Origin of the sequence: Rhodosalinus sp. FB01 (assembly GCF_041365715.1) — a bacterium.
In the GTDB taxonomy this organism is placed as follows: domain Bacteria; phylum Pseudomonadota; class Alphaproteobacteria; order Rhodobacterales; family Rhodobacteraceae; genus Rhodosalinus.
On the sequence record NZ_JBGFSH010000003.1, the window covers coordinates 350,181 to 374,497 of the forward strand.

The window sequence follows — 24,317 nt, forward strand, 5'->3', positions numbered from 1 at the left end:
GCCGCCCCGGCATCGCGTCCCGGGGCGGCGCGGTGTGTCACGCCCGCACGAAGCGGCGGTAGTCCAGTTCCCCCGTGGGCGCCGCGCTTACCACGACGTCGCTGGAATGCACGAAGGCCTCGGGCTCGTGGTTGATCCAGACATAGGCACCTGTTTCCTCCATGATGTCCTGCATCCGCAGGTAGATCTCCTCGCGCCGGGCCGGATCGGTCTCGCGCGTGCCCTCGGCATAGAGGCGGTCATATTCCTCGGAGGTCCAGCGCTCCCAGTTCCAGACACCGACCTGGTCGGAGGTGAACCACTGGGTCGCCTCGTAGGGGTCGGGCGTCGTGCCGAACCGCATCAGCCAAAGTTCCAGGTCCTGCCAGGTGTCGCCCTTGCTTTCCTGGCCCATCTCCCAGAACGGGCCGGAGTCGAGCGGCAGCACCTTCACCGTGATGCCGATGCCGGCGAGGTTGGCCTGGATGATCTGGGCGGCCAGCATCCGCTCCTGCGTGTTGAGCGTGCGCAGCGTCAGTTCCAGCCCGGCGATCCCGGCCTCGGCCAGAAGGTCGCGCGCCTTCTGGGGATCGTACTGGTAGTATTTGGTCGCGTCGCGCTTGCCGAGCAGGCCGGGGCAGACGATGCCGTAGGATTTCTCGGTGGTGCCGGAATAGGCGCCTTGCAGGATCGAGTCCACGTCCACCGCGTGCTGGATCGCGCGCCGCACGGTCAGGTCCGCGAGCTTGGGGTTCTGGGTGTTCATGCCGAGCCACATGTATTGCAGCTCGCCCCCCACGGTGATCTCGGCGCCGTCGGGCATGTTCGCGCTGTAGCGCGCGAGCGTGTCGGCCGCGACCTCCGTGCAATGCAGCTCCCCGGCCTCGAAGGCCAGTTCCGCCGCCTTCACCTGGCCGATGATCGGGCATTCGACCCGCTCGAAGGCCGGCTTGGGCCCGGTCCAGTCCGGGTTCGGCGTGTAGAGCGCGCGCTGCCCGGGCGTGAGGTCCAGCTTGTAGGGCCCGCAGATCGCCGGGAACTCCGTCGTGAAGCGTTCGCCCACATCCTTCATGGCCTTTTCCGACAGCACCGCCCCGGGGCCGTGGCAGAGCGTGACCATGATGAAGGGCGCGAAGGGCTCCTTCAGCACGATGGTGCCCGACCGCTCGTCAGTGACGTCGACGCGGTCGAGCGCCTCGAAATAGCCCGACCAGTCGCTCGAGGTCATCCGCTCATAGGAATACTTCACGTCCGCCGCCGTCCCCGGCCCGTAGCCGCCGGACCAGACCAGCCCGTCGCGCAGGGTGAAGTCGATGTGGGTGGCGTCGCGCTGTTCCAGCTTGTCGACGAAATAGGTCGGCTCCCAGGTGACGGTGTCGCCCTCGCGCTTGTACTGGGCGAGGAAGGGCAGACACTGCTTCTGCGCCTCGATCTCGATGCCGCCGGTCATGAAGCCCGGGTCGAGCACGTCGAGATCGCCGTCGATCCGCAGCCGCAGCGTGCCCGAGGATTGCGCCGCCGCCTTGAACGGCAGCACCGCCGCGGCACCCGCGGCCGCCGTCGAGGCGAGGAACCCGCGTCTTGTCTGGGTGAAACGTGTCATTGGAAGTCCTCCCGTATTTGTTTTCAGGTTCAACAGGCAAAAATGGATCCGCCACGCGATCCGTGGCCCGCCGCGAGGCGGTCATGCGTCGTGCCTGCGCGCTTTCGCGCCATCACACCAACTGCCGCGGAATGCGCTCGTCCCAGCTTTCGTCGTGCACGAGGTCGTCGTTCTCCCAGGCGCGCGCCCGTGCCTTGACGATGAAATGCGTCGCGTCCGCGGTGAGCGTCGTCTCGGTCTCGCTGCGCATCTTCCAGTCGCCGCGCTCCAGCGCGTAATGCCAGCGCACGTCCCCGACGGCCGACGTGATGTCGCCCGGCCGCACCCGGTAGGATTCGTAACCCTGCGAATAGGTCGTCAGCTCGTTGCCGGCGATCCGCACCCGTCCGCCACCCTCGGCAAGGCGCATTTCCATCTCCCCGGTGCGCGCATCCTCGACGATCTGCCAGTACTCTTCCGGCGCCTCCAGGACCTCCTTCTCGAGAGGCGGCGCGGCCTCCGGCGCCTCGAAGGCGGGGAGCGCGTCGTCCTCGGGAACCGGCGGGCGCAGCGGCAGGACGAGGCGCGAGCCCTCGGTGTGGACCGAGATCGTCACCTTCTCGGGCGCGGGCCAGATCATCGGGAAATAATTCGTCGAGATCGCGAGGCGGAGGCGGTGCCCGGGCCGGAACCGCTGCGCGACATGCTTCATCGGCACGGTGACCCTGTAGCGTTTGCCCGGCTCCAGCGGCTCGGGATGCTCGTGGCTGTCGCGGTGGGTCAGGTTCAGCACGCCGAAGGTGACGCGGGTGGACCGACCGTCGGGATGAACGTCGCCGATCCGCACGGCGAGTTGCGCCACGGGCCGGTCCACCGAAAGCTCGAGCACGACCTGCGCGTCCCCCGCGATGTCGAGCGGGTCCTCGAGCGGTGCGGTCTCGAAGGTCAGGCTCCCGGCATCGTCCCGGCGCTTGTCGAGGGGCGCGTCGCCCGGTTTCGAATAGCCGCACCACTTGCCCGAGGCCATCCCGACATCGAGCGGGGTGGAATGTTCCAGCACCCCGTCGGGCGCCGTGGCCTCGCGTGACAGGCTGTGGTCGGCGCCCAGCCGGAATTCCGCGCGCTCCACGTTCGGGGAGGGCCAGGACGGCTCCGCGATCCACGCGCCCTCGCGGACCTCGTAATGGCCCGCGGGCTCGGCGCTGTTCATCCGGTAAAGGCGCAGCATCGGCTCGTCCATGATGCCGGTGTCCTTGCCCTTCAGCCAATGGTCCCACCAGCGCAGCTCTTCCTGCAGGAAGCCGATGGCCGGGCCGGGCTCACCGATATGCGGATAGCGGTGCGCCCAGGGACCGACGAGGCCCTTCCTCGGACCCTGGAGGTTCTCCATCAGACGGAACACAGCGCGGCAGTAGCCGTCGGGCCAGCCCGAGACCGCGTAGACGGGGATCTGGATCTTCGACCAGTCCTCGCAGACGGAGCCATGCTTCCAGAACTCGTCGCGGGTCTGGTGTTCGAGCCAGTTCTTCAGCCAGAGGCCGCTCCCCTTCAGCCGCTCTTTCCACATCTCGCGCCAGCGCTCGCCCACATGGCGCGGATCCGGCGGCAGCGTGTTGCGGCCGAACATGATCGACGCCCAGGAAAGCTGCTCGCCCAGAAGGCAGCCGCCCATGTAGTGCACGTCGTCGGCGTAACGGTCGTCGGTCGAGCACAGCGTGACGATCGCCTTCAGCGCCGGCGGCTGAAGCGCGGCGACCTGAAGCCCGTTGAACCCGCCCCACGAGATGCCGATCATGCCGAGATTGCCGTCGCACCAGGGCTGGTCGGCGATCCAGGAGATGGCATCGACGCCGTCCTGCAACTCCTGCGGCAGGTATTCATCCGGCATCACCCCTTCCGAGTCGCCCGCGCCACGCAGGTCGAGGCGCACCACCGCATAGCCGTGACCGGCAAGATAGGGCTGCATCGTGGCGTCACGCTCGGCGGTGAAGTCGTTCTTGCGGTAGGGAAGATATTCGAGGATCGCGGGCACCGGGGCGTCCTCCGCCCCCTCGGGCATCCAGATCCGCGCCGCGAGGCGGCAGCCGTCCGGCATCGGGATTTCGGTGTGCTCGATCTCCCGCACCGCGTGCGGGAAGGATCTGACGATCTTCATGCGTGACGCTCCGCTAACTGCCTTTCCTTCAGACAAGCATGCGCGGGGGTGCGACGCAATTTCGCGCCCTTTCGCGGATTGACACTTTTTGCGCATCCATGCGCTAAATGCGCGGTCATGGATGATTTCGCCGACAACCTGTCCTTCCTGTGCTCGCACTATCCATCGATCGCGGAGGTGTGCCGCCGCCTCGGGATCAACCGCCAGCAATTCAACAAGTATCTCTCGGGGCAGTCGCGCCCGTCGCGGGCCAACATGCGCCGGATATGCGATTTCTTCGGCGTGACCGAGGGAGAGATCGTCTCGGAGGCGTCGCAGCTGCGCAGCCTCGCCTCGGTGCGCACACAGCCCTTCGCGTCCCCGGCGCTCGATGGCCCCATGGCCCATCTCGAACGCCTGATGCGCGCGAGCGGAAGCCTGCGCCGCTATGACGGATATTATTTCCGCTATTTCTACTCTTTCGGGAAGCCCGGGCGGATCACGAAATCCCTTGCGCGCATCTATCACTTCGACGGGCGTTGCTACTGGAAGAACCTCGAACTCATCCGCGAGGACGGGCGCGGCCCGGCCGATGCCATCAGCAAGTACGAAGGCGCGGTCTTCTTCCTGACCAACCGGATCTACATCGTCGAATACGAGGCGATGCAATCCAACTCGATCACGCAGATGACGCTCTATCCCAGCTATCACAGCCGGATCGGCCGGCTGACGGGTATCCAGACCGGCGGGCCGACCCGCCGGGGCCGCAAGCCCGGCGCGTCGATCGCGATGCTCGAGCATCTCGGCCAGCAGGTCGACGTGAAGCGGGCGCTTTACGGCTGCGGGCTTTTCGCGCCCGACGCGCACGAGATCCCCGAAGGCGTGCCCGAGATGATCCGCAACAGGATCCCCGAAGGCGGCCACGTGCTGGAAGTCGAGGAATCCTGAACCGCACGCAGCGCGGCGCGAGAGAGGTCCCGCGTCTCGACCGGAGTCACGGTCGCTCCCCGCGGCGCCCTTCCTCGAAACACATCCGCGGTTGCCGGGAGGCGGTCCGGTATCTGGATAACTGCTCCCGGGGCCGGCGCTCTGGATCGAGCCAAGGACGGCGCGCCCCACGAAAACCTCTGCCGAAGAAGATCCCCGAGGCCCGCTGCAAGCCGGGCAGCGGCCCCTGCCAGCGCGGCGGAGGCCGCTTTCAAATGTCGCGCGATGCCGGCAGCGGCGCTGCCGGCAGCCGGTTCAGAAGACGACCCGTCCATGCACGCCCACATCGGGCGTCTTGTCGGTCACGTTGGCCTTGGCGATCTCGTAGAGATACGCGGCGCCGCCTTCCGTGGCCCAGATCTCGCCCTCGTGGGGCGTGAACTTGACCAGCCGCACGGCGTCGTCGTCACGGCCATCGGGGAACCAGGCCGCGGCCATCGCGGACCAGAGTTCATCGAGCTTGGCGGCGTCGTTGGTTTCCTCGAGCTTGCCGAAGACGTTGGCGTAGAAATTCGCCCTGGGGTCGGCCACGTGGAACGACGCCTCGCCGCCGGATTTCGCCGCCCGGTCGGCCGCCGAACCGGCGGCGGTGATGAACCAGATCGCGTTCGCGTCCTTTTCGGGCATCGGCGACATCGGCACCGGCCTTTCGCCATCCCCCGCCAGAAGACCGGCGCGCACGTCGTCGAGACGGCTCCAGAATTCCTGCTTGAGTTCCGTATCTGCCATGAGCATTTTCCTTGCCCTGTGGTGATAAATCGAATGGCGCGGCACGCTGTCGGTGCAGCGGCGCGCGCCCGCCCTTTGCTTGCGGCATGCGAGGGTGTCGGCTTCTCGGGCAAGGGGCAAGGGGCAGCGGCCGGAGGCGCCCCACGCCACGCCGAAACGCCTCGACGGGCGCTATTCCGGTGCCGGGCGCATGTTAGCGTCAGCGATCCGAAGATATCCGGATGTCATGGCTGGGGTGGTAGGATTCGAACCTACGGTACACGGTACCAAAAACCGCTGCCTTACCACTTGGCTACACCCCAGCGGTGGAGCGCTAGTTACTCCCGGCGCCGGCGCGACGCAAGCCCTCGCTGCGGGAAAATGGCCTCCTCATTCGCGGGCGGCATCGCCGCTCAGAAGGTTTTGCGCCCCGGCGTCGGACCGCTCTTCCCGGACGATCTGGTCGAGCGCCTGTTCGTCGTAGGCGGCCACGTCCTGCGGCTCCCGCAAGCTGTGACCGGCGGCGGGGACCGCGCCGCGCGGCGCGGTCGCGTTCGCGTCGGGCGGGGCGACGCGCATGACGCGGTATGTGGGTTCCGGCATTTCGATGCCCGCCTCCGCGAACGCTGCCATGACGAGGCGGATCGCCTCCCCGCGCGCGGGATAGAAGCTGCTCTCCCGCTGCGAGATCCACGCCGTGAGCCGCAGGGCCACGGAACTGTCGCCCGCCTCGTGGACCCATACGCTCGCCGCCGGCCGATCCAGAACGAAGGGCAACGCTTGCAGCGTCCCGGCGGCGATTCGCTGCGCTTCGGCCAGGTCGGTGTCCGGCGCGACACCGAGATCGAACACGATCCGGGTGGCGTCGTTGCGCGTGTAGTTCACGAGCCTGCTCTTGAAGACGGTCGCGTTCGGGATTCGGACGTGATTGCCGTCATGGGACAGAAGGATCGTGGCGCGGCTCGTCAGGCGGACCACCTTGCCGACATCGCCCTCGATCTCGACCGTGTCGTCGGGGTCGAAGGGCTGACGGATCGAGAGCATGATCGACGCGATGAAGTTTTCCACCGTGTCCCGGACCGCGAAGCCTACCGCAAGGCCGATGAGGCCGGCCGCCCCGAGGATCGTGCCGAGAAGCGCCGTGGCGCCCAGGATGTCGAGCCCGGCGACGAGCCCGGCGAGCACGAATCCCAGCCGCACGAGCTGGCGGTAGATATCCGCGATGAAACCGTTCGGCGCGAGGCGTCGCCACGGTCCGCGCCAGCGCGTGATCAGCCAGCCGATGGCGGCGACGGCGACGAAAACGGCCGCCGCGACCGACAGAAGCGGCAAGGTGGCGACCACCTGCCGCCAACGCGCGCGCGGGCGCTCCATCGCGGGATCGAGGCGTTCGGCGACCGCGGTGGTCTCGGCGACCTGATTGCGCACGGTGATCACCTCGGAAAGGCGGTTGGCGATCTCGTCGAGCTGCGCAATCGCCGCGCCGTCGACGGCAGTTCCCCGGAAAGTGACGATGCCCTCTCTCACCGTCACCGTGACGTCGTCGTACCCGTCGAGTTCGGACAGGATGCCGCGCAGGCGCGTGGCGATGGCGGCGTCCGTCGCGGCGTCGTTCTCGAGCTGGATCGCGGGGCCGGTCGCGGGCGCGGGCGTCTGCTGCGCGAAGGCCGCGGCAGGTGCGGTTGCGCCCAGAACGAGCGCGAGGAAGAGGGGCGCGAGGCGCGACATGCGGCGGCTCCGTCGGCGGCGGTCTCCGCTCACACTACAGCGCCACGTCGCCCGGGCAAGCCGTGGCGCGCCGCCACCAGGACCGCCCCGGGGGCTGGGAAAGCCGCCGCCCGTCCGCGGCCCATGCGGAAGCTGGAGCAAGACCGCGTCGTGGCGCGGGCCGCCGGCACGTTGCCCTTGCCATGCTGTCGGGCGGATGATCTTCTCGAAAGATGCGGGCGAGGCGGCGGATCGGGCGACGATGATCGAAATCGATGGAGTCACGAAGATTTTCGGCACTGGAAGCACCGCCTTCCGCGCGCTCGACGAGGTCTCCGTCACGATCCGCGAAAACGAATTCTTCACGCTTCTCGGCCCGTCGGGCTGCGGCAAGACCACGCTTCTGCGGCTGATCGCGGGCTTCGAATACCCGACCGAGGGGCGCATCACCCTCGACGGCGGCGACCTGCTCGACAACCCGCCGCACCGGCGCCCGGTGAACACCGTCTGCCAGTCCTACGCGCTGTTCCCGCACATGACGGTGGCCGAGAATATCGGCTTCGGGCTGGAGATGCTGGGCAAGCCGCGGCAGGAGGTGCGGCGCACGGTGGACGAGATGCTCGAGCTCGTGCGCATGACGGAGATGGCCGGGCGGCGCACGAGCCAGATCTCGGGCGGGCAGCAGCAGCGCGTGGCGCTGGCCCGCGCGCTCGCGCCGCGCCCCAAGGTGCTGTTGCTGGACGAACCGCTTTCGGCGCTCGATTTCAAGCTGCGCAAGGACATGCAGCTCGAGCTCAAGCGGCTTCAGTCGGAGACGGGGATCACCTTCGTCTTCGTCACCCACGACCAGGCCGAGGCGCTGACCATGTCCGACCGGATCGCGGTGATGAACGAGGGCTCGATCCGCCAGATCGGCGGCCCGCGCGACATCTACGATCACCCGGCGGAAAGGTTCGTGGCCGACTTCATCGGCGACACCACCTTCCTCGAGGCCGAGCTGCTGGACGTTTCGGACGGGCGGGCGCGGATCCGGCTGCCATCCGGCACCGAGACCGAGGCCCGGACAGCGGAGGGCGGCGCCGCGTCGGGGCACGTCACGCTCGCGGTGCGGCCCGAGCACGCCCAGCTTTCCCCGCCCGACGGGGCGCTTCTGCCCGGCCGGCTGGCCGAGGTGGTCTATTTCGGCACCGACACGCACTTCCACGTCGATCTCGATGCCGGCGGACGCTTCGTCGTGCGCCAGCAGAACCAGCCCGACGCGGCCCAGCCGCGGCAGGCCGGCGACCCGGTGGGCATCACCTTCGCCGCCGGTGTCGGCCAGGTCCTGAGGGACTGAACGGATGGCCCTGCCCGCCCATCGACAGGACACCGACAGGCGCCGCGCCCGCGCCCTGCTGCTGGCGCCCGCGCTCGTCATCCTGCTCTTCGCGGCGTCCGGCCCGCTTCTGATCGTCCTGATCTATTCCTTCCTGACCCCGGGGGATTACGGCGGGGTCGTGTGGGACTTCTCCACCGATGCGTGGGTCAGCGTCCTGATGGAGCGTGACTTCTTCACCGGCGAGGTCGGGCTGGCCGATGCGCACCTGTCGATCTTCTGGCGCTCGATCAAGCTGTCGCTGATGACGACGCTGCTGGCGCTGCTCTTCGGTTTCCCGACGGCCTACTTCATCGCCACCCGTCCACGCGGCACGCGCGACTTCTGGATGCTGCTCATCATCATCCCGTTCTGGACGAACCTGCTGATCCGCACCTTCGCCATCATGGAACTCATCCGCAACGAGGGCACGGTGAACACGATCCTGCTCTGGGCCGGCGTCATCGACGCCCCGATCCAGATGCTCTTCACCGAATTCGCGGTGCTCGTCGGCATGGTCTACGTCTACCTGCCGCTCATGGTGCTGCCGATCTACGCCTCGCTGGAGCGGTTCGACTTCTCGCTCGTGGAGGCGGGCTACGACCTCTACGCCACGCGGCTGCAGGTGTTGCGGCGGATCATACTTCCGCTGGTGAAGCCGGGCGTGGTGGCGGGCTCGATCCTCGTCTTCGTGCCCTGCCTCGGCGCCTACGTCACGCCGCGGGTGCTGGGGGGCGGCAAGAACATGATGCTCGGCAACTTCATCGAGCTTCAGTTCGGACAGGGGCGCAACTGGCCGCTCGGCGCGGCCCTGTCGCTCACGCTTCTGGCCATCGTCATGGTGGCGCTGATCTTCTACATCCGCGCCGCCGGGCGCGAGGAGGTGCGCGGGCATGGCTAGGCGGCAGGGGGTCGACGTGACCCGGCAACCGGGCTTCACCACGGTGGCGACGCTGTGCTTCGTGCTGCTTTACCTGCCGATCTTCCTTCTCGTGATCTTCTCGTTCAACGCGGGCACCTCGGTCGCCCTCTGAGAGGGTTTCTCGCTGCGCTGGTACGCCTCGGCGCTCGAGAACGAGCAGGTTCAGGCCGCGACGGTCCGGTCTGTGGTGATCGCCACCGCCGCCTCGGCCATCGCCACCTCGGCCGCCGTGGGCGCGGACATGCTGGGCCCCCGCACGCGTCCGTGGCGCGGGCAGACCGTCGTCTTCGCGCTCGTGAACCAGCCGCTGATGGTGCCCGAGATCGTGACCGCCGTGGCGCTGCTGATCTTCTTCGCGATGATCAAGGTCGCCACCGGCTACACCGGGCTCTGGTATCTCATCATCGCGCATACCGCCTTCTGCATTCCCTTCGCGTTCCTGCCGATCCGGGCGCGGCTGCAGGGCATGGACCTCACGCTGGAACAGGCGGCGGCCGACCTTTACGCGACGCCGTGGCAGGTGTTCCGGCGGGTCACGCTGCCGCAGCTCTGGCCGGGCATCCTCGCCGGCGCGATGCTGGCCTTCGTGATTTCGCTCGACGACGTCGTGATCACCGAGTTCGTGAAATCCGCCGGGCAGGATACCCTGCCCACCTACATGCTGGGCCAGCTCCGCCGCGCGGTGACGCCCGAGATCAACGCGATCTCGACCGCGCTTCTCGCCGTCTCGGTCGTGCTGGTGATGGCGTTCTTCTTCCTCAACCGAAGCAGGAAGTGACCAAGGAGGTACGAAAGATGAACAGACTGCTGATGACCACGGCGGCGCTCGCCTTCGCCGGGCCGGCGCTCGCGCAGGAGCTCAACATCTACAACTGGGGCAACTACACCAGCCCCGAGATGATCGAGAAGTTCGAGGCCGAGACCGGCATCGACGTCACGATCACCGACTACGACAGCAACGATACCGCGCTCGCCAAGATCCAGGCCGGCGGGCACGGCTTCGACATCGTCGTGCCATCGGCGACCTATGTGCCGATCTACCTGCAGGAGGGCCTGCTGCTGGAGGCGCGGCCCGACCAGATGGAGAATTTCGAGCACATGGCGGAGCGCTGGCGCGATCCCGATTTCGACCCGGGACGGCGTTACACCGTGCCGTGGCAGTGGGGCACCGTCGGCATGGCGGTCAACACCTCCGACTATGACGGCGACATCAACACCGCCGCGATCTTCCTGGAGCCGCCCGAGGCGCTTCGCGGCAAGATCAACGTCATCCCCGAGATGATGGACGTGATGTCCATCGCCATCTACTACGTCGGCGGCGAGCAGTGCAGCCAGGACCGCGAGACGCTGAGCGAGGTGCGCGATCTTCTGGTGGCGGCGAAACCGCACTGGCTGTCGATCGACTACAGCACGGTGGAACGGCTCGCCGCCGAGGACATCGCGGCCAGCATCACCTGGAACGGGGCCGCGTTGCGCGCCCGGCTTCAGAACGACGACATCGCCTTCGGCTATCCGGTGACGGGCTTTCCGGTCTGGTCGGACAACCTCGCGATCCTCGCGGACGCGCAGAACGTCGAGGAGGCGAAGACCTTCATGAACTTCATCATGGATCCCGAGAACGCGGCGATGATCTCGAACTTCGCGCGCTACGCCAACGGCATCGCGGGCTCCGAGGAATACATGGACGAGGTCATGGCCACCGCGCCCGAGGTCGTCGTGCCGGAGGAGTTCGCCTCCGCCGGGGTCGATTCGAAGATCTGCCCGCCCGAGGCGCAGCAGATCTACCGCGCGATCTGGACCGAGCTTCTGAAATGATCCCTGCCGGGGGCGCGCCCGCGCGCCCCCGGACCCTTCCCGACCCACGGAGTGCCCGCATGGCCGCCGCGCCCGACCTCGTCATCCTCAACGGCAAGCTTGTCACCTTCGACCCGGCTCGGCCGCGCGCAGAGGCGCTGGCGGTGAAGCACGGCACGATCACCGCCGTCGGCGCGACCGGGGAGATCCGCGGCCTCGCCGGTTCTGCCACGCGCGTCTTCGACGCACAGGGCGCCACCGTGCTGCCGGGCTTCATCGACAGCCATGTCCACCTCTTCGGCGGGTCGGTGGAGCTCGACTACCTGAACCTCTACGGGGTCGAGGGCCACGACGCGCTGACCGAGGCGGTACGCGCCGAAGCCGCGCGGAGCGACGACCGCGTGGTCTTCGCCGTGATGGCCGCCTACGACATCCTGGGGCCCGGCCGTCAGACCACGCGCCAGGATCTCGACCGCGTGCTGCCCGACCGGCCCTTTGCCATGTTCGCCCCCGACCATCACACGATCTGGGCCAACACGAAGGCACTGGAACTCGGCGGTATCCTGCATGGCGGCGAGACGGATGCGGGCGCGGAGATCGTGATGGCGCCCGACGGCACGGCGACGGGGGAACTGCGCGAGCCCGGCGCCTACAAGCCCGTCCTGCGCCACACCCGCCACGGCGGGCGCGACATGGAGGGACTCGTCACCGGCGCCGACCCGGTGCCCGCGCCGGGCCCGGCCGACCGCGCGCGCGACAAGGCCGCCATCGCCCGCGGGCTGGCCCACTGCGCGAGCCACGGCATCACCGGGCTCCACAACATGGACGGAAATTTCTACACCGCCGAGCTGCTGACCGAGCTCGAGGCGGAAGGAAAACTGCTCTGCCGCACCGAGGTGCCCTTCCACCTGAAAAGCTTCGATCCGCTCGACCGGCTGGAAGAGGCCGAAGAGATGCGCCGCCGCTTCTCCGGGGACTGGATCTGGACCAACCGCGTGAAGATGTTCATGGACGGGGTAGTGGAAAGCCGCACGGCGCTGATGCTGCGCCCCTACCCCGGCACGACCCATGTCGGCGATCCCGTCTTCGGGGCCGATCACTTCACCGAAGCCTGCGTGCGCATCGACGCGATGGGGCTGCAGATCGCCACGCACGCGATCGGCGATCTCGCCATCCGGCGCACGCTCGACGGCTATGAGGCCGCGCGGCGCGCGAACGGCGTGCGCGACAGCCGCCACCGGGTCGAGCATATCGAGGTGCTCCATCCCGACGACCTGCCCCGCTTCGCCGCGCTCGGCGTCGTCGCCTCGATCCAGCCCGGCCACGCGCCGCGCGGCCGCATCTTCCCCGCGCACGGGCTCGACGAGGTGCTCCACCCCGAGCAGATCCCGATGGCCTTCGCCTGGCAGTCGATCCGTCAGACCGGGGCGCGCGTCTGCTTTTCCACCGACTGGCCGGTGATCCAGGTGGACGTGATGGACAGCGTGAAGGCGGCCGCGGCGCCGCTCGAGCTGCCCGCGCCTTGGACCGACCAGCGCCAGGACCTCATGGACACCCTGCGCTCCTACACCTGCGACAACGCGTGGGTGGAGTTCACCGAGGATCGCAAGGGCCGGCTCCGTGACGGTTTCCTCGCCGATATCGCCGTGATGGACCACGACCTCGAGGCGATGGACCCCGAGGCGCTCGACACCGCGCGCGCCGCTCTCACCGTGGCGGGCGGGCGGATCACCTGGGAGGCCTGAACGCGATCCTCCGCGGACCGCGCCGCAGCATCGGACGCTGCCCCGCCATCGCGATGCGCTATCCTTCGGGCGCGATTCGAGACCGGGGAGGTGCCGGGGAATGGCCAATATCGTGACGCTCCCGAAGACGCGGAGCGCGACCCGGACGGAGCGCCCGAAGCTCTGGAAGGTGATCCTTCTCAACGACGACTACACACCGCGCGAGTTCGTCGTGTCGGTGCTGAAACGCGTCTTCCGGATGAGCGAGGACGAAGCCGCCCTCGTCATGCTCGCCGCCCACCGGCAGGGCGCCTGCGTCGTCGCCGTCTTCACGCGGGAGGGGGCCGAGACGAAGACCGCCCAGGCCAACGAGGCGGGACTTTCCAAGGGCTATCCGCTGACCTTCACGACCGAGCGCGAGGATTGCCCCCCGCGCCCCAGCCGCACTTGGAGTAGCCGCAGCTCGCGCAGGTCAGGCACCCTTCCATCATGCGCATCTCGTATTGCCCGCAGGACGGGCAGGCGGCGCCGCGGGGGGCGTTCTCCAGCCCCACCACCCTGGCGGTGGGATCGGACTTCAGCCCCTTTCCCTCGCCCTCGAGAAAGCCGATGGCGATCATGTGCCGCTCGATCGCGCCGCCGATGGCCGCGAGGATCGAGGGGATGTATTTGCCGTTCTGCCAGGCCCCGCCGCGCGGATCGAAGACGGCCTTCAGCTCCTCCACCACGAAGGAGACGTCCCCGCCGCGCCGGAACACCGCCGAGATCATCCGGGTGAGCGCCACGGTCCAGGCGAAATGCTCCATGTTCTTGGAATTGATGAAGACCTCGAAGGGCCGCCGCCGACCGCCGATGACGACATCGTTGATGGTCAGGTAGATGGCGTGCTCGCTGTCGGGCCACTTAAGCTTGTAGGTCGCCCCTTCCAGCGCCTGCGGCCGGTCCAGCGGCTCGGACATGTAGATGACGTCGGCGCCTTCCCCGGAAAGGTCCGTCGCCTGTTCCGGTGCCTCGCCGGGGGCCACGTCCTCCTGCTCCCCCACGCTCAGCACGCTTCCCGTCACCTCGTTCGGCCGGTAGGTCGTGCAGCCCTTGCAGCCCGACTCGTAGGCCTGCATGTAGACGTCCTTGAAGTCCTCGAAGGCGATGTCGGCGGGCACGTTGATCGTCTTGGAGATCGACGAATCCACCCAGCGCTGCGCGGCCGCCTGCATCTTCACGTGATCTTCCGGCGCGAGCATCTGGGCGTTCACGAAATGCGCGGGCAAGTCGCGGTCGCCGAACTTCTCGCGCCAGAGCTGGACGGCGTAATCCGCCACCTCCTCCTCGGTGCGCGAGCCGTCCTTCTGAAGCACCTTGCGGGTGTAGGAATAGGCGAAGACGGGCTCGATGCCCGAACTGACGTTGCCGGCATAGAGGCTGATCGTGCCGGTGGGCGCGATGGAGGTCAGCAGCGCGTTGCGGATGCCGTGGGTGCGGACCACCTCGCGCACGTCCGCGTCCATCTGCGCCATGGCGCCCGAGGCGAGGAAGGCCTCCGCCTCGAAAAGCGGGAAGGGCCCCTTTTCCTTCGCGATATCGACCGAGGCGAGATAGGCCGCGCGCGCGATCCGGTGCAGGATCGCCTCGGTCTGCGCCGCCGCCGCGTCGGAGCCGTAGCGCAGGCCCAGCATCAGCAGCGCGTCGGCGAGGCCCGTGACGCCAAGGCCGATCCGCCGCTTGGCCTGCGCCTCGGCGCGCTGCTCGGGAAGCGGGAAATTGGAGGCGTCCACAACGTTGTCCATCATCCGCACCGCGGTGGCGACGAGATCGTCGAGCGCGGCGAGGTCGATCGCCGCCTCGGGCTCGAACGCGTCGCGCACGAGGCGGGAGAGGTTGATAGAGCCCAGAAGGCACGCGCCATAGGGCGGCAGCGGCTGCTCGCCGCAGGGGTTCGTCGCCGCGATCTCCTCGGCATAGGCAAGGTTGTTCATCGCGTTGATGCGATCGATGAAGATCACCCCCGGCTCGGCATAGTCGTAGGTGGCACGCATGATCCGGTTCCACAGATCGCGCGCCGGAACGGTGTGATAGACCTTGCCGGCGAAGGTGAGCTCCCACGGCCCGTCGGCCTTCACCGCCTCCATGAAGGCGGCGGTCACCAGCACCGAGACGTTGAAGTTCCTGAGCCGGGCGGGGTCGGATTTCGCGGCGATGAACTCCTCGATGTCGGGATGGTCGCAGCGCATGGCGGCCATCATCGCGCCCCGGCGCGAGCCCGCCGACATGATGGTGCGGCACATCGCGTCCCAGACATCCATGAAGGAGAGCGGCCCAGAGGCGTCGGCGGCCACGCCGGTGACGTCCGCGCCGCGCGGCCGGATGGTGGAGAAATCGTAGCCGATCCCGCCCCCCTGCTGCATGGTGAGGGCGGCCTCCTTCAGGTGTTCGAAGATGCCGGCCATGCTGTCCGGGATCGTGCCCATCACGAAGCAGTTGAAGAGCGTCACCTTCCGGCCCGTGCCCGCGCCCGCGAGGATGCGGCCCGCGGGCAGGAAGCGGAAATCCTCGAGCGCGGCGTTGAACCGCTCTTCCCACGCCTCCGGGTCGGCCTCGACTGCCGCGAGCGCACGCGCCACGCGGCGCCAGCTGTCCTCGACCGTGCGGTCTATCGGCGTTCCGTCCGCCTGCTTGAAGCGGTATTTCATGTCCCAGATCGTCTCGGCGATCGGCGCGGCGAAGCGGGTCATCGGGGCCGCCTGGCAGGGCGTGGCGGGTTGCGGGGTGCCGGGGAAGCCCTAATATAGTCGCAAGACTTGGGGGAGTCATCTCTTGGCGCACATAAACCTTGTGAAGCTCAGCGCGGGCACCGAAAACGTCGACGAACTGGCGCGCTGGCAGCGGACACGGCGGGCGCAAACCGCCGACGGCAAGCCGCGCCACGTCACGCGGATGTGGCCGAAACGCGCCGACGAGATCCTGTCGGGTGGCTCGATCTACTGGGTCGTCAAGGGGCTCATCCAGTGCCGCCAGCGCATCCTGCGGCTCGACCCGGTGGAAGGGGCGGACGGGATCACGCGCTGCGCCATCGTGCTGGAAGAGGGCCTGATCCGCACGCGCCCGGCGCAGCGCCGCCCGTTCCAGGGCTGGCGTTACCTCGCGCCGGAGGACAGCCCCGCGGACCTGCCCGAAAGCCGGCAGGCCGAGGACGCGCTGCCGCCCGAACTCAGCGCCGCGCTGTCCGAGATCGGGGTGGTCTGAGCGCGCCGGCTACTCGTCAAGCCCGAGGCGCGACAGCAGCGCGGCAAGCGCCGGGCGGTCGGCATCGGAGAGGGGCGAGCGCCGAGCGCGAAAGAGCGTCGCCTCGCTTTTCAGCACGAGCCCGTCCGAGAGCACCTTCAGGTGATTGGCCCTGAGCGTCTCTCCGCTCGAGGTGATGTCGGCGATGGCCTCGGCGGTGAGGTTGCGCACCGTGCCCTCCGTCGCGCCCTGGCTGTCCACCAGCCGGTAATCCGCGACGCCGTGCGCCCGCAGGAAGTCCCGCACCAGGCGGTGATATTTCGTGGCGATGCGCAGCCGGTGGCCGTGGCGCGCGCGGAACTCTGCCGCCACCATGTCGAGATCGTCGAGCGTGTCCACGTCCACCCAGGCCCGCGGCACCGCGATCACGAGGTCGGCATGGCCGAAGCCCAGCTCCGCCAGGGGTTCCACCTTCTGGTCCCAGCGGCTCAGCTTCTCGCGCACGAGATCGGTGCCGGTGACGCCGAGTTGAAGCCGCCCGGCCTCCAGCTCGCGCGGGATCTCGCCCGCCGAAAGCAGCACCAGCGACACGCCCTCCACGCCGCTCACGGCGCCCGAATACTCCCGCTCGGATCCCGTGCGCGACAGCTCGACGCCGCGTGCGGCGAACCACTCGAAGGTCTTTTCCATCAACCGCCCCTTGGACGGCACGCCCAGCTTCACGGTCATGGCAGCCCTCCGAGGTCCAGCACCATGCCGGGGCGGATCACGCCACCCACCGCCGGGATCTCCGCGCCGCCGCCAAGCTGGCGGGTGAGCGCATCATAGCGCCCGCCGGTGGCCACCGGCGCGAGGTCCGGCCGCGCCTCGGCGTAGAAGCCGAAGACGAAGCCGTCGTAATACTCCATAGAGGTGCGCCCGTAGCTCGCCTCGAAATCCAGCGCCGCCACGTCGACACCGCGCGACGACAACGCGTCGAGCCGGCGCGCCAGCCGGTCCACCGCAACCCCGATGGAGGGGAGGTCCACGGCGATGTCGCGCAGGTGTTCCAGCGCGAAGACGCAGGTCTCGCGCACGCCCAGAAGCGCGTCCACCAGATCGAGCTGCGCCGCGGGCAGCGGCGGCGCGGCGGCGTCCTCGCGCAGGGCCGCGATCCGGTCCGCGATCTCCTCCGGCCCGCGCTTGCCCAGAAGCGGCGCGGCCCGCGCCATCGGGTCGGAATCGGCGAGCAGCGCGGCGCGCGCGGGCGGCGGCGCGCTCCGTCCCGCGAAGTGCTCCAGAAGCGCGCGGAACCGCCGCGGCCGCCAGATGTGGCGCATCAGCGCGGCCTTGCGCCGCTCCGTCGTCTCGAGCCCGCGCACGGCGGCGGCGAGAAGGCCGATGTCGCCCGTGGCCGCGCGCAGGCCGAGAGGCGCGAGCGTCCGGGAGAAGAGCGCGAACACCTCGGCGTCGGCGGCGGCGGGATCCGTCCGGTCGAAGACCTCGTAGCCCACCTGGAGATACTCGCTCGCGCGGGAGGGGTCGTCCTCCTGGCGCCGGAAGACCTCGCCCGCATAGGTGTAGCGCGCGGGCTCGGCGCCGTGGGCCATGTGCATCTGCACCACAGGCACGGTGAAATCCGGGCGCAGCATCTGCTCGCCCCGGAGCGGATCCTGCGTGGTGTAGGCGCGCGCCCGGATGTCCTCGCCGTAGAGGTCGAGCAGCGTGTCGGCGGGCTGCAGAATCGCGCAGTCCACCGGCTGCGCGCCCGCCGCCTCGAAGCGCGCCACGAGCCGCGCGGCCAGCGCGCGCGTCTCGGCGGTGCGGGGGCTCATCCGTGGGCGTCCAGGATCTCGCGCACGCGGTGGGCGAGCTCGACGCGCGGCACCTCGACCTGGCTCGGGCGCTCCTTCCATTCCTCGAGCGTCGCGCTTTCCGCGATCTGCGCGCCGAGGATCAGGTCCTTGAGCTGGACGACGCCGCGCGCCTTCTCGTCCTCGCCCTCGATCACGGCGACGGGCGCGCCGCGGCGGTCGGCGTATTTCATCTGGTTGCCGAAGTTCTTCGGGTTGCCGAGATAGACCTCCGCGCGGATGCCCGCCTGGCGCAGCTCGGCCACCATCGCCTGGTAGTCGGCCATGCGGTCGCGGTCCATCACGGTGACGACGACCGGCGCGTGGGTCTTGCTGTGCACCCGCCCCTTCTCGCGCAGCGCGGCGAGCAGGCGGTCCACCCCGATCGAGACGCCGACGGCCGGCACCGCCTGGCCGGTGAAGCGCTTCACCAGGTCGTCGTAGCGCCCGCCGCCCGCCACCGAGCCGAACTGCCGCGCCCGCCCCTTCTCGTCGAGGATCTCGAAGGTGAGCTCGGCCTCGAAGACCGGCCCGGTATAGTAACCGAGGCCGCGGACCACCGAGGGGTCGATCACGATACGGTCGGGGCCGTAACCCTGTGCCTCGCAGTAGTCTGCAATTTCAGCGAGTTCGCTCACTCCATTTTGACCAACCGGAGAACCACGCACGAGTTCTCTAAGATAACGCAACGCCGTGAAGTCACGATACCCGCTGGCGCGTTCACTCGCGGATTGGATCTTTCCCCCCGAATACGAATCATCCACCGATGCGGCGGCTTCCTGCCGCGAGGCTTGGAGTGTGCTAGCAATGCTTGATATCATCAGATTGTTTTCAATGCGGTCCTTAATTCTCGAAGGCGCCTCAACAAAACCCATGATGACTTCAGCTTGCTCGGTCGAAAGTCCTGCTCCTGTTGTGAAGTCCCCACTTTCGTCCTGCCTGCCCTTCCCCAACAGCGCTCGCACTCCCGCCGGCCCCAAACGATCGAGCTTGTCGATAGCGCGCAACACGATTCCCCTTGCAGTCGCATTATCGTGGGTGTCCGGCAAGCCCGCGACCTCCAAAACGCCGTTCAAAACCTTTCGGCTATTTACCCGAATCAAATAATCTCCTCGTGGAATCCCCACCGCCTCCAACGCATCCGCCAACATCATGCAAATCTCAGCATCCGCAGCCATGGAGGCGCTGCCCACGGTATCCGCGTCGCACTGGTAGAACTGGCGGTAGCGGCCCGGCCCCGGCTTCTCGTTCCGCCAGACCGGGCCCATCGCGTAGCGGCGGTAGGGCGTGGGCAGCTCCTGCCGGTGCTGGGCGTAGACGCGGGCGAGCGGCGCGGTCAGGTCGTAGCGCAGCGCCAGCCAGTCGCCCTTGCCGCCCTCCTCGTCCTCGGCCCAGGCGAAGACCCCGGCATGCGGGCGGTCCACGTCAGGAAGATACTTCCCGAGCGCCTCCAGAGTCTCCACCGCGGGGCTTTCGAGGGCGTCGAAGCCGTAGAGATGATAGACCCGCGCGATGGTCTCGAGCATGGCCGCGCGCTCGCTCACCTCTGCGCCGAAATAGTCGCGGAAGCCCTTGGGGTTCTCCGCCTTCGGGCGCGGCTGCTTCTTCTCCTTGGCCATGGGAACGATCACTCCGGGGTCGGGTCGCGGCGGGGTCTAGCCGAAGGGGCGCGGCGGGGCAAGGCGGGCCCGGCTTGCCCCGCCCGGCGCACCGGTGCAAATGTGGACAGGAGCACGGAGCGCGACATGACGAGCGACGAGGAAACCCGCATCGACAGGCTGGAGCGGCACGTGGCCGAGCTGGAGCGCGCGCAGGAGACGCTGTCGGAGATCGTGACGCGCCAGCGCGACGAGATCGACCGGCTGTCGCGCCGGGTCGCGCGCCTGATGGAACGCGAGGCCGAGCGCGAGGCGGAGGCCGGGTCCGTCGTGCTGGGCGACGAGCGCCCGCCGCACTGGTGAGGCGGCGCCTCAGCCCCCCTTGATGTCGAGCGCCAGCGCCGCGCCATCGTGCAGCAGCAGGTTCTTCCAGACCGGGTTCTCGCCGAAGCGTTCATAGATGCTGACGAACACGGTGTCGCGCTCCATCCGCGAGATGCGCCGCCCGCAGGGTTCGTTCCGCGCGACGCCGCAGATGCGCGACTTGAGACGCTCATAGGCGCTGTCGGTCTCCGAATAGGGCTGCGCCTCGGCGGGCAGGCCGTAGCGAATCTGCTCGTGCATCGAGGGCGCGCCGAAAAGCGCGAGCGCGGCGGTGAACTGGCGCGGGCAGCCATCGTCGAAACCGGTCAGGTAAAATGTGTGGGCCCCGGTGTTGCCGGGATCGCTGTCGTGAAGCCGCCAGCCTGCCGCCCGCTCGATCTCGGCGCCGAGGGACCGGCGCGGCGCGTCGCAGACCCGGGCGAGCTCGCCGTAGGCCAGGCGCGTGCCGAAGGCCACGTCGCGCCCGTCGGGCCCGTCGGAGGCCGGCGGCAACGCAGCCCCCTCCGGCATGGGGCGGGCCGCCTCCCCGCCCCCGAAGAGACGCGCGAAAAGGCCGCCGCCGGGCGCCGCCGCCCGGCTTTCCGCAGCGGTGGCCGGATCGCTTTCGCCGCCGCCTGGTCCGGGCCCGCCAATGGCCGGTGCCTCCCCGTCCTGCGCCGCGCCGACGGCCCCGCTCCCGAAGAGCCGTGACAGAAGGCCCGCACCCCGCCCGCCTTCCTCCGCGGTGGCGGCCCTCGCGTCGCCATCGCCGCGGGCGGCCGCGCCCGGCGCCTCGGCGCGCGGCGCGTCGCCGCCGCAGCCTGCAAGGACCGCCAGCGCCACGAGCGCGGCCGCGCCCGCGGTGCGGCGGTCAGACCTCCTCGACATCCAGAACGCCGGAAAGCGACTTGATCGCGCCCTTGACCTGCGGCGTCACGGGAAACTCGCCGGGAAGTTCCACGTCCACCTCGCCCGGAAGGCCGTCGGCGAGAAGGCAGAGGTAGACCTGGCCGCGCGCCGCGCGCCGCGCCTCGCGCGCGGCCTGCTCGAGCACGCTCGCCACCGCGCCCACCGCCGTCTCGGCCTCCACGAAGACCCTGAGCGACGAGGCGCCCGCGTCCGCCACCGCCGCGTCCACCGGCGTCACCCCGCGGGCCAGAAGTTTCAACTGGTCCGCCTCGAGGCTCGCCTCGGCGCTGACCACCACCTTCGCGCCCGTCTCCAGGTGTTCGCGCGCGGCCTCCAACGCCTCGGAGAAGAGCGTCACCTCGTAGGCGCCCGTGGTGTCGGAAAGCTGGGCGAAGGCGAAGCGGTTGCCGCGCGCGGACTTGCGCTCCTGCCGGCCTGCCACGACGCCGGCGAGCTTCACCAGGCAGGGCCCGCGCCCGGCCTTCGCGGTCACCTCGTCCAGCGTCAGCACCCCCTTGCGGCGCAGCGGCGCCATGTAGTCGTCGAGCGGATGGCCGGAGAGGTAGAAGCCCACCGCCGCGAACTCCTCGTTCAGCCGCTCGGCGGGCAGCCAGTCGGGCACGCCCGCGAGCCGCGGCTCTGGCAGGTCCTCGCCCGCCTCGCCGAAAAGCGACACCTGGGCGGAGGATTTCTGCTCCTGCACCGCGGCGGAATAGGCGACGAGCGCGTCGAGGCTCTCGAGGACGCGCCGGCGGTTCGGGTCGAGCGCGTCGAAGCCGCCCGCGCGCGCCAGCATCTCGAGCGGGCGCTTGCCGATGCGCTTGAGGTCCACGCGGCGTGCGAGATCGAAGATGCTGGTGAAGGGCGTCCCGTCCCGAGCCTCGGTGATGAGGCGCATCGCCTCCACGCCCACGTTCTTGAGCGCGCCCAGCGCATAGACCAGCCGGCCCTCGCGCACGGTGAAGGTGGCCTCGGAGCGGTTCACGCAGGGCGGATCCCAGGGCAGGCCGAGGCCCTTCTTCACCTCCTCGAAATAGACGCCGAGCTTGTCGGTGAGGTGGATGTCGCAGTTCATCACGCCGGCCATGAACTCGACCGGGTGGTTCGCCTTGAGCCAGGCCGTCTGGTAGCTGACCACCGCGTAGGCGGCGGCGTGGGACTTGTTGAAGCCGTAATTGGCGAACTTCTCGAGAAGGTTCCAGACCTCGAGCGCCTTGGCGTCGTCGACACCGTTCTTCTTCGCACCCTCGATGAACTTCGGGCGCTCGGCGTCCATCGCCTCCTTGATCTTCTTGCCCATGGCGCGGCGCAGAAGATCCGCGCCCCCGAGCGAGTAGCCCGCCATCTCCTGGGCGATCTGCATCACCTGCTCCTGGTAGACGATGATGCCCTGCGTCTCGTCGAGGATGTGATCGATCAGCGGGTGGGTCGAGTCCCGCTCGCGCAGCCCGTTCTTGACCTCGCAGTATTTCGGGATGTTCTCCATCGGCCCCGGACGGTAGAGCGCCACGAGCGCCACGATGTCCTCGATGCAGGTGGGTTTCATGCGCTTCAGGGCATCCATCATGCCCGAGCTTTCCACCTGGAACACCGCCACGGTCCGCGCTCTTGCGTAAAGCTCGTAGGTCTTCTCGTCGTCGAGCGGGATCTGCCCGATGTCGTTCTCCGCGCCCTCGAAGGGCTCGTAGATCGCGCTCCCGTCGGCGGCGACGTGCAGATCGCGCCCCGAGGCGCGGATGAGGTCGATGGCGTTCTGGATGACGGTAAGCGTCTTGAGGCCGAGGAAGTCGAACTTCACCAGCCCCGCCTGCTCCACCCATTTCATGTTGAACTGCGTGGCCGGCATTTCCGAACGCGGATCCTGGTAGAGCGGCACCAGCTCGTCGAGCGACCGGTCGCCGATCACCACCCCCGCCGCGTGGGTGGAGGCGTTCCGGAGCAGCCCCTCGAGCTGGCGGCCATAGGTCAGCAGCCGGTCCACCACCTCCTCGGCGCGGGCGGCCTCGTGCAGGCGCGGCTCCTCCTCCAGCGCCTTCTCGATGGAGACGGGCTTCACCCCCTCGATGGGGATGAGCTTCGACAGCTTATCCACCTGCCCGTAGGGCATCTGCAGCACGCGGCCCACGTCCCGCACCGCGGCCTTCGACAGAAGCGCGCCGAAGGTGATGATCTGCGCCACCTTCTCGCGCCCGTATTTCTCCTGCACGTAGGCGATGACCTCCTCGCGCCGGTCCATGCAGAAGTCGATGTCAAAATCGGGCATGGAAACCCGCTCGGGGTTCAGGAATCGCTCGAAGAGAAGCGAATAGCGCAGCGGATCGAGGTCCGTGATGGTGAGCGCGTAGGCCACGAGCGAGCCCGCCCCCGACCCGCGTCCCGGCCCCACCGGGATATCCTCATCCTTGGCCCACTTGATGAAATCGGCCACGATCAGGAAATAGCCGGGAAAGCCCATGCTCTCGATGATACCGAGCTCGAATTCGAGGCGCTTCTCGTAGTCCTCCACGGGCGCGGCGTGGGGGATCACGGCAAGCCGCGCGGCAAGGCCTTCCTTCGCCTGGCGGCGCAGCTCCTCGACCTCGTCCGCGGCGAAGCGGGGCAGGATCGGGTCGCGTTTCTCGACCATGAAGGCGCAGCGGCGGGCGATCTCGACGGTGTTCTCGATCGCCTCGGGCAGGTCGGCGAAAAGCGCCGCCATTTCCTGCGGCGACTTGAAGTAGTGCTGCGGCGTGAGGCGGCGGCGCGGTTCGCGCTGGTCGACATAGGCGCCATCGGCGATGCAGATCAGCGCGTCATGGGCCTCGTAATGCTCCTCCTTCACGAAATGCACGTCGTTGGTGGCCACGAGCGGCAGGTCCATCCCGTAGGCCATCTCGACGAATCCGCGCTCGGTCAGCCGCTCGGCCTCGGGCAGCCCCTGCTCGCCCGGGTGGCGCTGGAGCTCGACGTAAAGGCGGTTCGGGAAGATGTCGCGCAAGCGGCGCATCAGCGCCTCCGCCTCGGCGCGCTTGCCCTGCGCCAGAAGCCGCCCCACCGCGCCCTCCGGCCCGCCGGAAAGGCAGATGAGCCCCGCGCCGTGGCGTGCAAGCTCGTCCAGCGTGACATGCGCCGCCTGCCCGTCCCCCCGCAGGTAGAGGCAGGAATTGAGCTTCATGAGGTTGCCGTAGCCCTCTTCGGACTGCGCGAGCAGCACCAGCGGCGCGGGCCTCGGCCGCTGTCCGCGCGCCACCAGCGGATCCGCCTCCGCGATGGCGAGATCGATCTGGCAGCCGTGGATCGGCTGGATCACCGCACCCTGCGCGGAAACGGAAAATTCAAGCGCGCAGCAGAGGTTGTTGGTGTCCGTCACGGCCACCGCCGGCATCCCGGCGGCACGGCAGAGCTCCGGCAGCTTCTTGAGCCGCACGGCGCCTTCGAGAAGCGAGGATTCGGTGTGAAGGCGCAGGTGCACGAAGAGCGGCTCGGTCATGGCGAGAGACTCACCGAAAGCGGCGGCGCGCGCAAG

At 68.7% G+C, this 24,317-nt stretch carries 17 protein-coding genes, 1 tRNA gene and 2 pseudogenes; 9 read left to right on the forward strand and 11 right to left on the reverse strand.

Annotation, left to right across the window (positions count from 1 at the left end):
* Positions 1-37 precede the first annotated feature (37 nt).
* Both AB6A65_RS06405 and AB6A65_RS06410 read right to left on the reverse strand, forming a co-directional pair.
* Entirely contained in the window at positions 38-1,582 is a 1,545-nt protein-coding gene (locus tag AB6A65_RS06405) for an ABC transporter substrate-binding protein (RefSeq protein WP_371037531.1), read from the reverse strand.
* Positions 1,583-1,694: 112 nt separating this feature from the next.
* Entirely contained in the window at positions 1,695-3,716 is a 2,022-nt protein-coding gene (locus AB6A65_RS06410; protein WP_371037532.1) for a CocE/NonD family hydrolase, read from the reverse strand.
* Between the two features lie 117 nt (positions 3,717-3,833).
* Between AB6A65_RS06410 and AB6A65_RS06415 the strand changes: the two genes are divergently transcribed.
* Positions 3,834-4,643 (forward strand): helix-turn-helix domain-containing protein, encoded by an 810-nt coding sequence (locus tag AB6A65_RS06415; RefSeq protein ID WP_371037533.1) that lies wholly within the window; start codon positions 3,834-3,836, stop codon positions 4,641-4,643.
* A 294-nt stretch (positions 4,644-4,937) separates the two neighbouring features.
* Here the strand turns inward: AB6A65_RS06415 and AB6A65_RS06420 are convergent, their stop codons facing one another.
* From AB6A65_RS06420 to AB6A65_RS06430, 3 genes are all read right to left on the reverse strand, one after another.
* On the reverse strand, positions 4,938-5,411 hold the full coding sequence (locus tag AB6A65_RS06420; RefSeq protein WP_371037534.1) for a pyridoxamine 5'-phosphate oxidase family protein: 474 nt from the start codon (positions 5,409-5,411) through the stop codon (positions 4,938-4,940).
* A 227-nt stretch (positions 5,412-5,638) separates the two neighbouring features.
* Positions 5,639-5,713: transfer RNA gene (locus AB6A65_RS06425), tRNA-Gln, on the reverse strand.
* A 67-nt stretch (positions 5,714-5,780) separates the two neighbouring features.
* Entirely contained in the window at positions 5,781-7,118 is a 1,338-nt protein-coding gene (locus tag AB6A65_RS06430) for a mechanosensitive ion channel family protein (RefSeq protein ID WP_371037535.1), read from the reverse strand.
* Between the two features lie 241 nt (positions 7,119-7,359).
* On the opposite strand from AB6A65_RS06430, the gene AB6A65_RS06435 reads away from it, so the two are divergent.
* From AB6A65_RS06435 to AB6A65_RS06460, 6 genes and pseudogenes are all read left to right on the forward strand, one after another.
* A complete protein-coding gene (locus AB6A65_RS06435) occupies positions 7,360-8,433 on the forward strand; it encodes an ABC transporter ATP-binding protein (protein WP_371037536.1) in 1,074 nt (357 codons plus the stop codon).
* 4 nt (positions 8,434-8,437) lie between these two features.
* Positions 8,438-9,352, forward strand: coding sequence for an ABC transporter permease (locus AB6A65_RS06440; RefSeq protein WP_371037537.1), 915 nt, complete (start codon positions 8,438-8,440; stop codon positions 9,350-9,352).
* Positions 9,345-10,151, forward strand: a pseudogene (locus AB6A65_RS06445) (ABC transporter permease). Before AB6A65_RS06440 ends, AB6A65_RS06445 begins: the two are co-directional and overlap by 8 nt.
* Positions 10,152-10,168: 17 nt before the next feature.
* On the forward strand, positions 10,169-11,188 hold the full coding sequence (locus AB6A65_RS06450; protein WP_371037538.1) for an extracellular solute-binding protein: 1,020 nt from the start codon (positions 10,169-10,171) through the stop codon (positions 11,186-11,188).
* A gap of 59 nt (positions 11,189-11,247) precedes the next feature.
* A complete protein-coding gene (locus tag AB6A65_RS06455; protein WP_371037539.1) occupies positions 11,248-12,912 on the forward strand; it encodes an amidohydrolase in 1,665 nt (554 codons plus the stop codon).
* Positions 12,913-13,012: 100 nt separating this feature from the next.
* Positions 13,013-13,240: pseudogene (locus tag AB6A65_RS06460) on the forward strand (ATP-dependent Clp protease adaptor ClpS); the annotation flags it as partial.
* A gap of 55 nt (positions 13,241-13,295) precedes the next feature.
* On the opposite strand, the gene AB6A65_RS06465 reads toward AB6A65_RS06460, so the two are convergent.
* Entirely contained in the window at positions 13,296-15,620 is a 2,325-nt protein-coding gene (locus AB6A65_RS06465) for an adenosylcobalamin-dependent ribonucleoside-diphosphate reductase (RefSeq protein WP_371037540.1), read from the reverse strand.
* Positions 15,621-15,702: 82 nt separating this feature from the next.
* Between AB6A65_RS06465 and AB6A65_RS06470 the strand changes: the two genes are divergently transcribed.
* The gene (locus AB6A65_RS06470; protein WP_371037541.1) at positions 15,703-16,131 is read left to right on the forward strand and encodes a DUF1489 family protein; all 429 of its coding nucleotides are present in this window, start codon (positions 15,703-15,705) and stop codon (positions 16,129-16,131) included.
* A gap of 9 nt (positions 16,132-16,140) precedes the next feature.
* On the opposite strand, the gene hisG is transcribed toward AB6A65_RS06470, so the two are convergent.
* Genes hisG through hisS form a run of 3 tightly spaced genes read right to left on the reverse strand, consistent with a single transcriptional unit; the run spans position 16,141 to position 19,561 of the window.
* Entirely contained in the window at positions 16,141-16,839 is a 699-nt protein-coding gene (gene hisG / locus AB6A65_RS06475; protein ID WP_371037542.1) for an ATP phosphoribosyltransferase, read from the reverse strand.
* Positions 16,836-17,924, reverse strand: a complete 1,089-nt coding sequence (locus tag AB6A65_RS06480; RefSeq protein WP_371037543.1) for an ATP phosphoribosyltransferase regulatory subunit — start codon at positions 17,922-17,924, stop codon at positions 16,836-16,838. Before AB6A65_RS06480 ends, hisG begins: the two co-directional genes overlap by 4 nt.
* Positions 17,921-19,561: a histidine--tRNA ligase gene (hisS, locus tag AB6A65_RS06485; RefSeq protein WP_371037544.1), complete on the reverse strand. Its 1,641-nt coding sequence runs from the start codon at positions 19,559-19,561 to the stop codon at positions 17,921-17,923. Before hisS ends, AB6A65_RS06480 begins: the two co-directional genes overlap by 4 nt.
* A 126-nt stretch (positions 19,562-19,687) precedes the next feature.
* On the opposite strand from hisS, the gene AB6A65_RS06490 reads away from it, so the two are divergent.
* Complete coding sequence (locus AB6A65_RS06490) at positions 19,688-19,903, forward strand: SlyX family protein (RefSeq protein ID WP_371037545.1); 216 nt, start codon at positions 19,688-19,690, stop codon at positions 19,901-19,903.
* A gap of 9 nt (positions 19,904-19,912) precedes the next feature.
* On the opposite strand, the gene AB6A65_RS06495 is transcribed toward AB6A65_RS06490, so the two are convergent.
* Positions 19,913-20,791, reverse strand: coding sequence for a hypothetical protein (locus AB6A65_RS06495; RefSeq protein ID WP_371037546.1), 879 nt, complete (start codon positions 20,789-20,791; stop codon positions 19,913-19,915).
* Positions 20,775-24,281, reverse strand: coding sequence for a DNA polymerase III subunit alpha (gene dnaE, locus AB6A65_RS06500; protein WP_371037547.1), 3,507 nt, complete (start codon positions 24,279-24,281; stop codon positions 20,775-20,777). Before dnaE ends, AB6A65_RS06495 begins: the two co-directional genes overlap by 17 nt.
* Positions 24,282-24,317 lie beyond the last annotated feature (36 nt).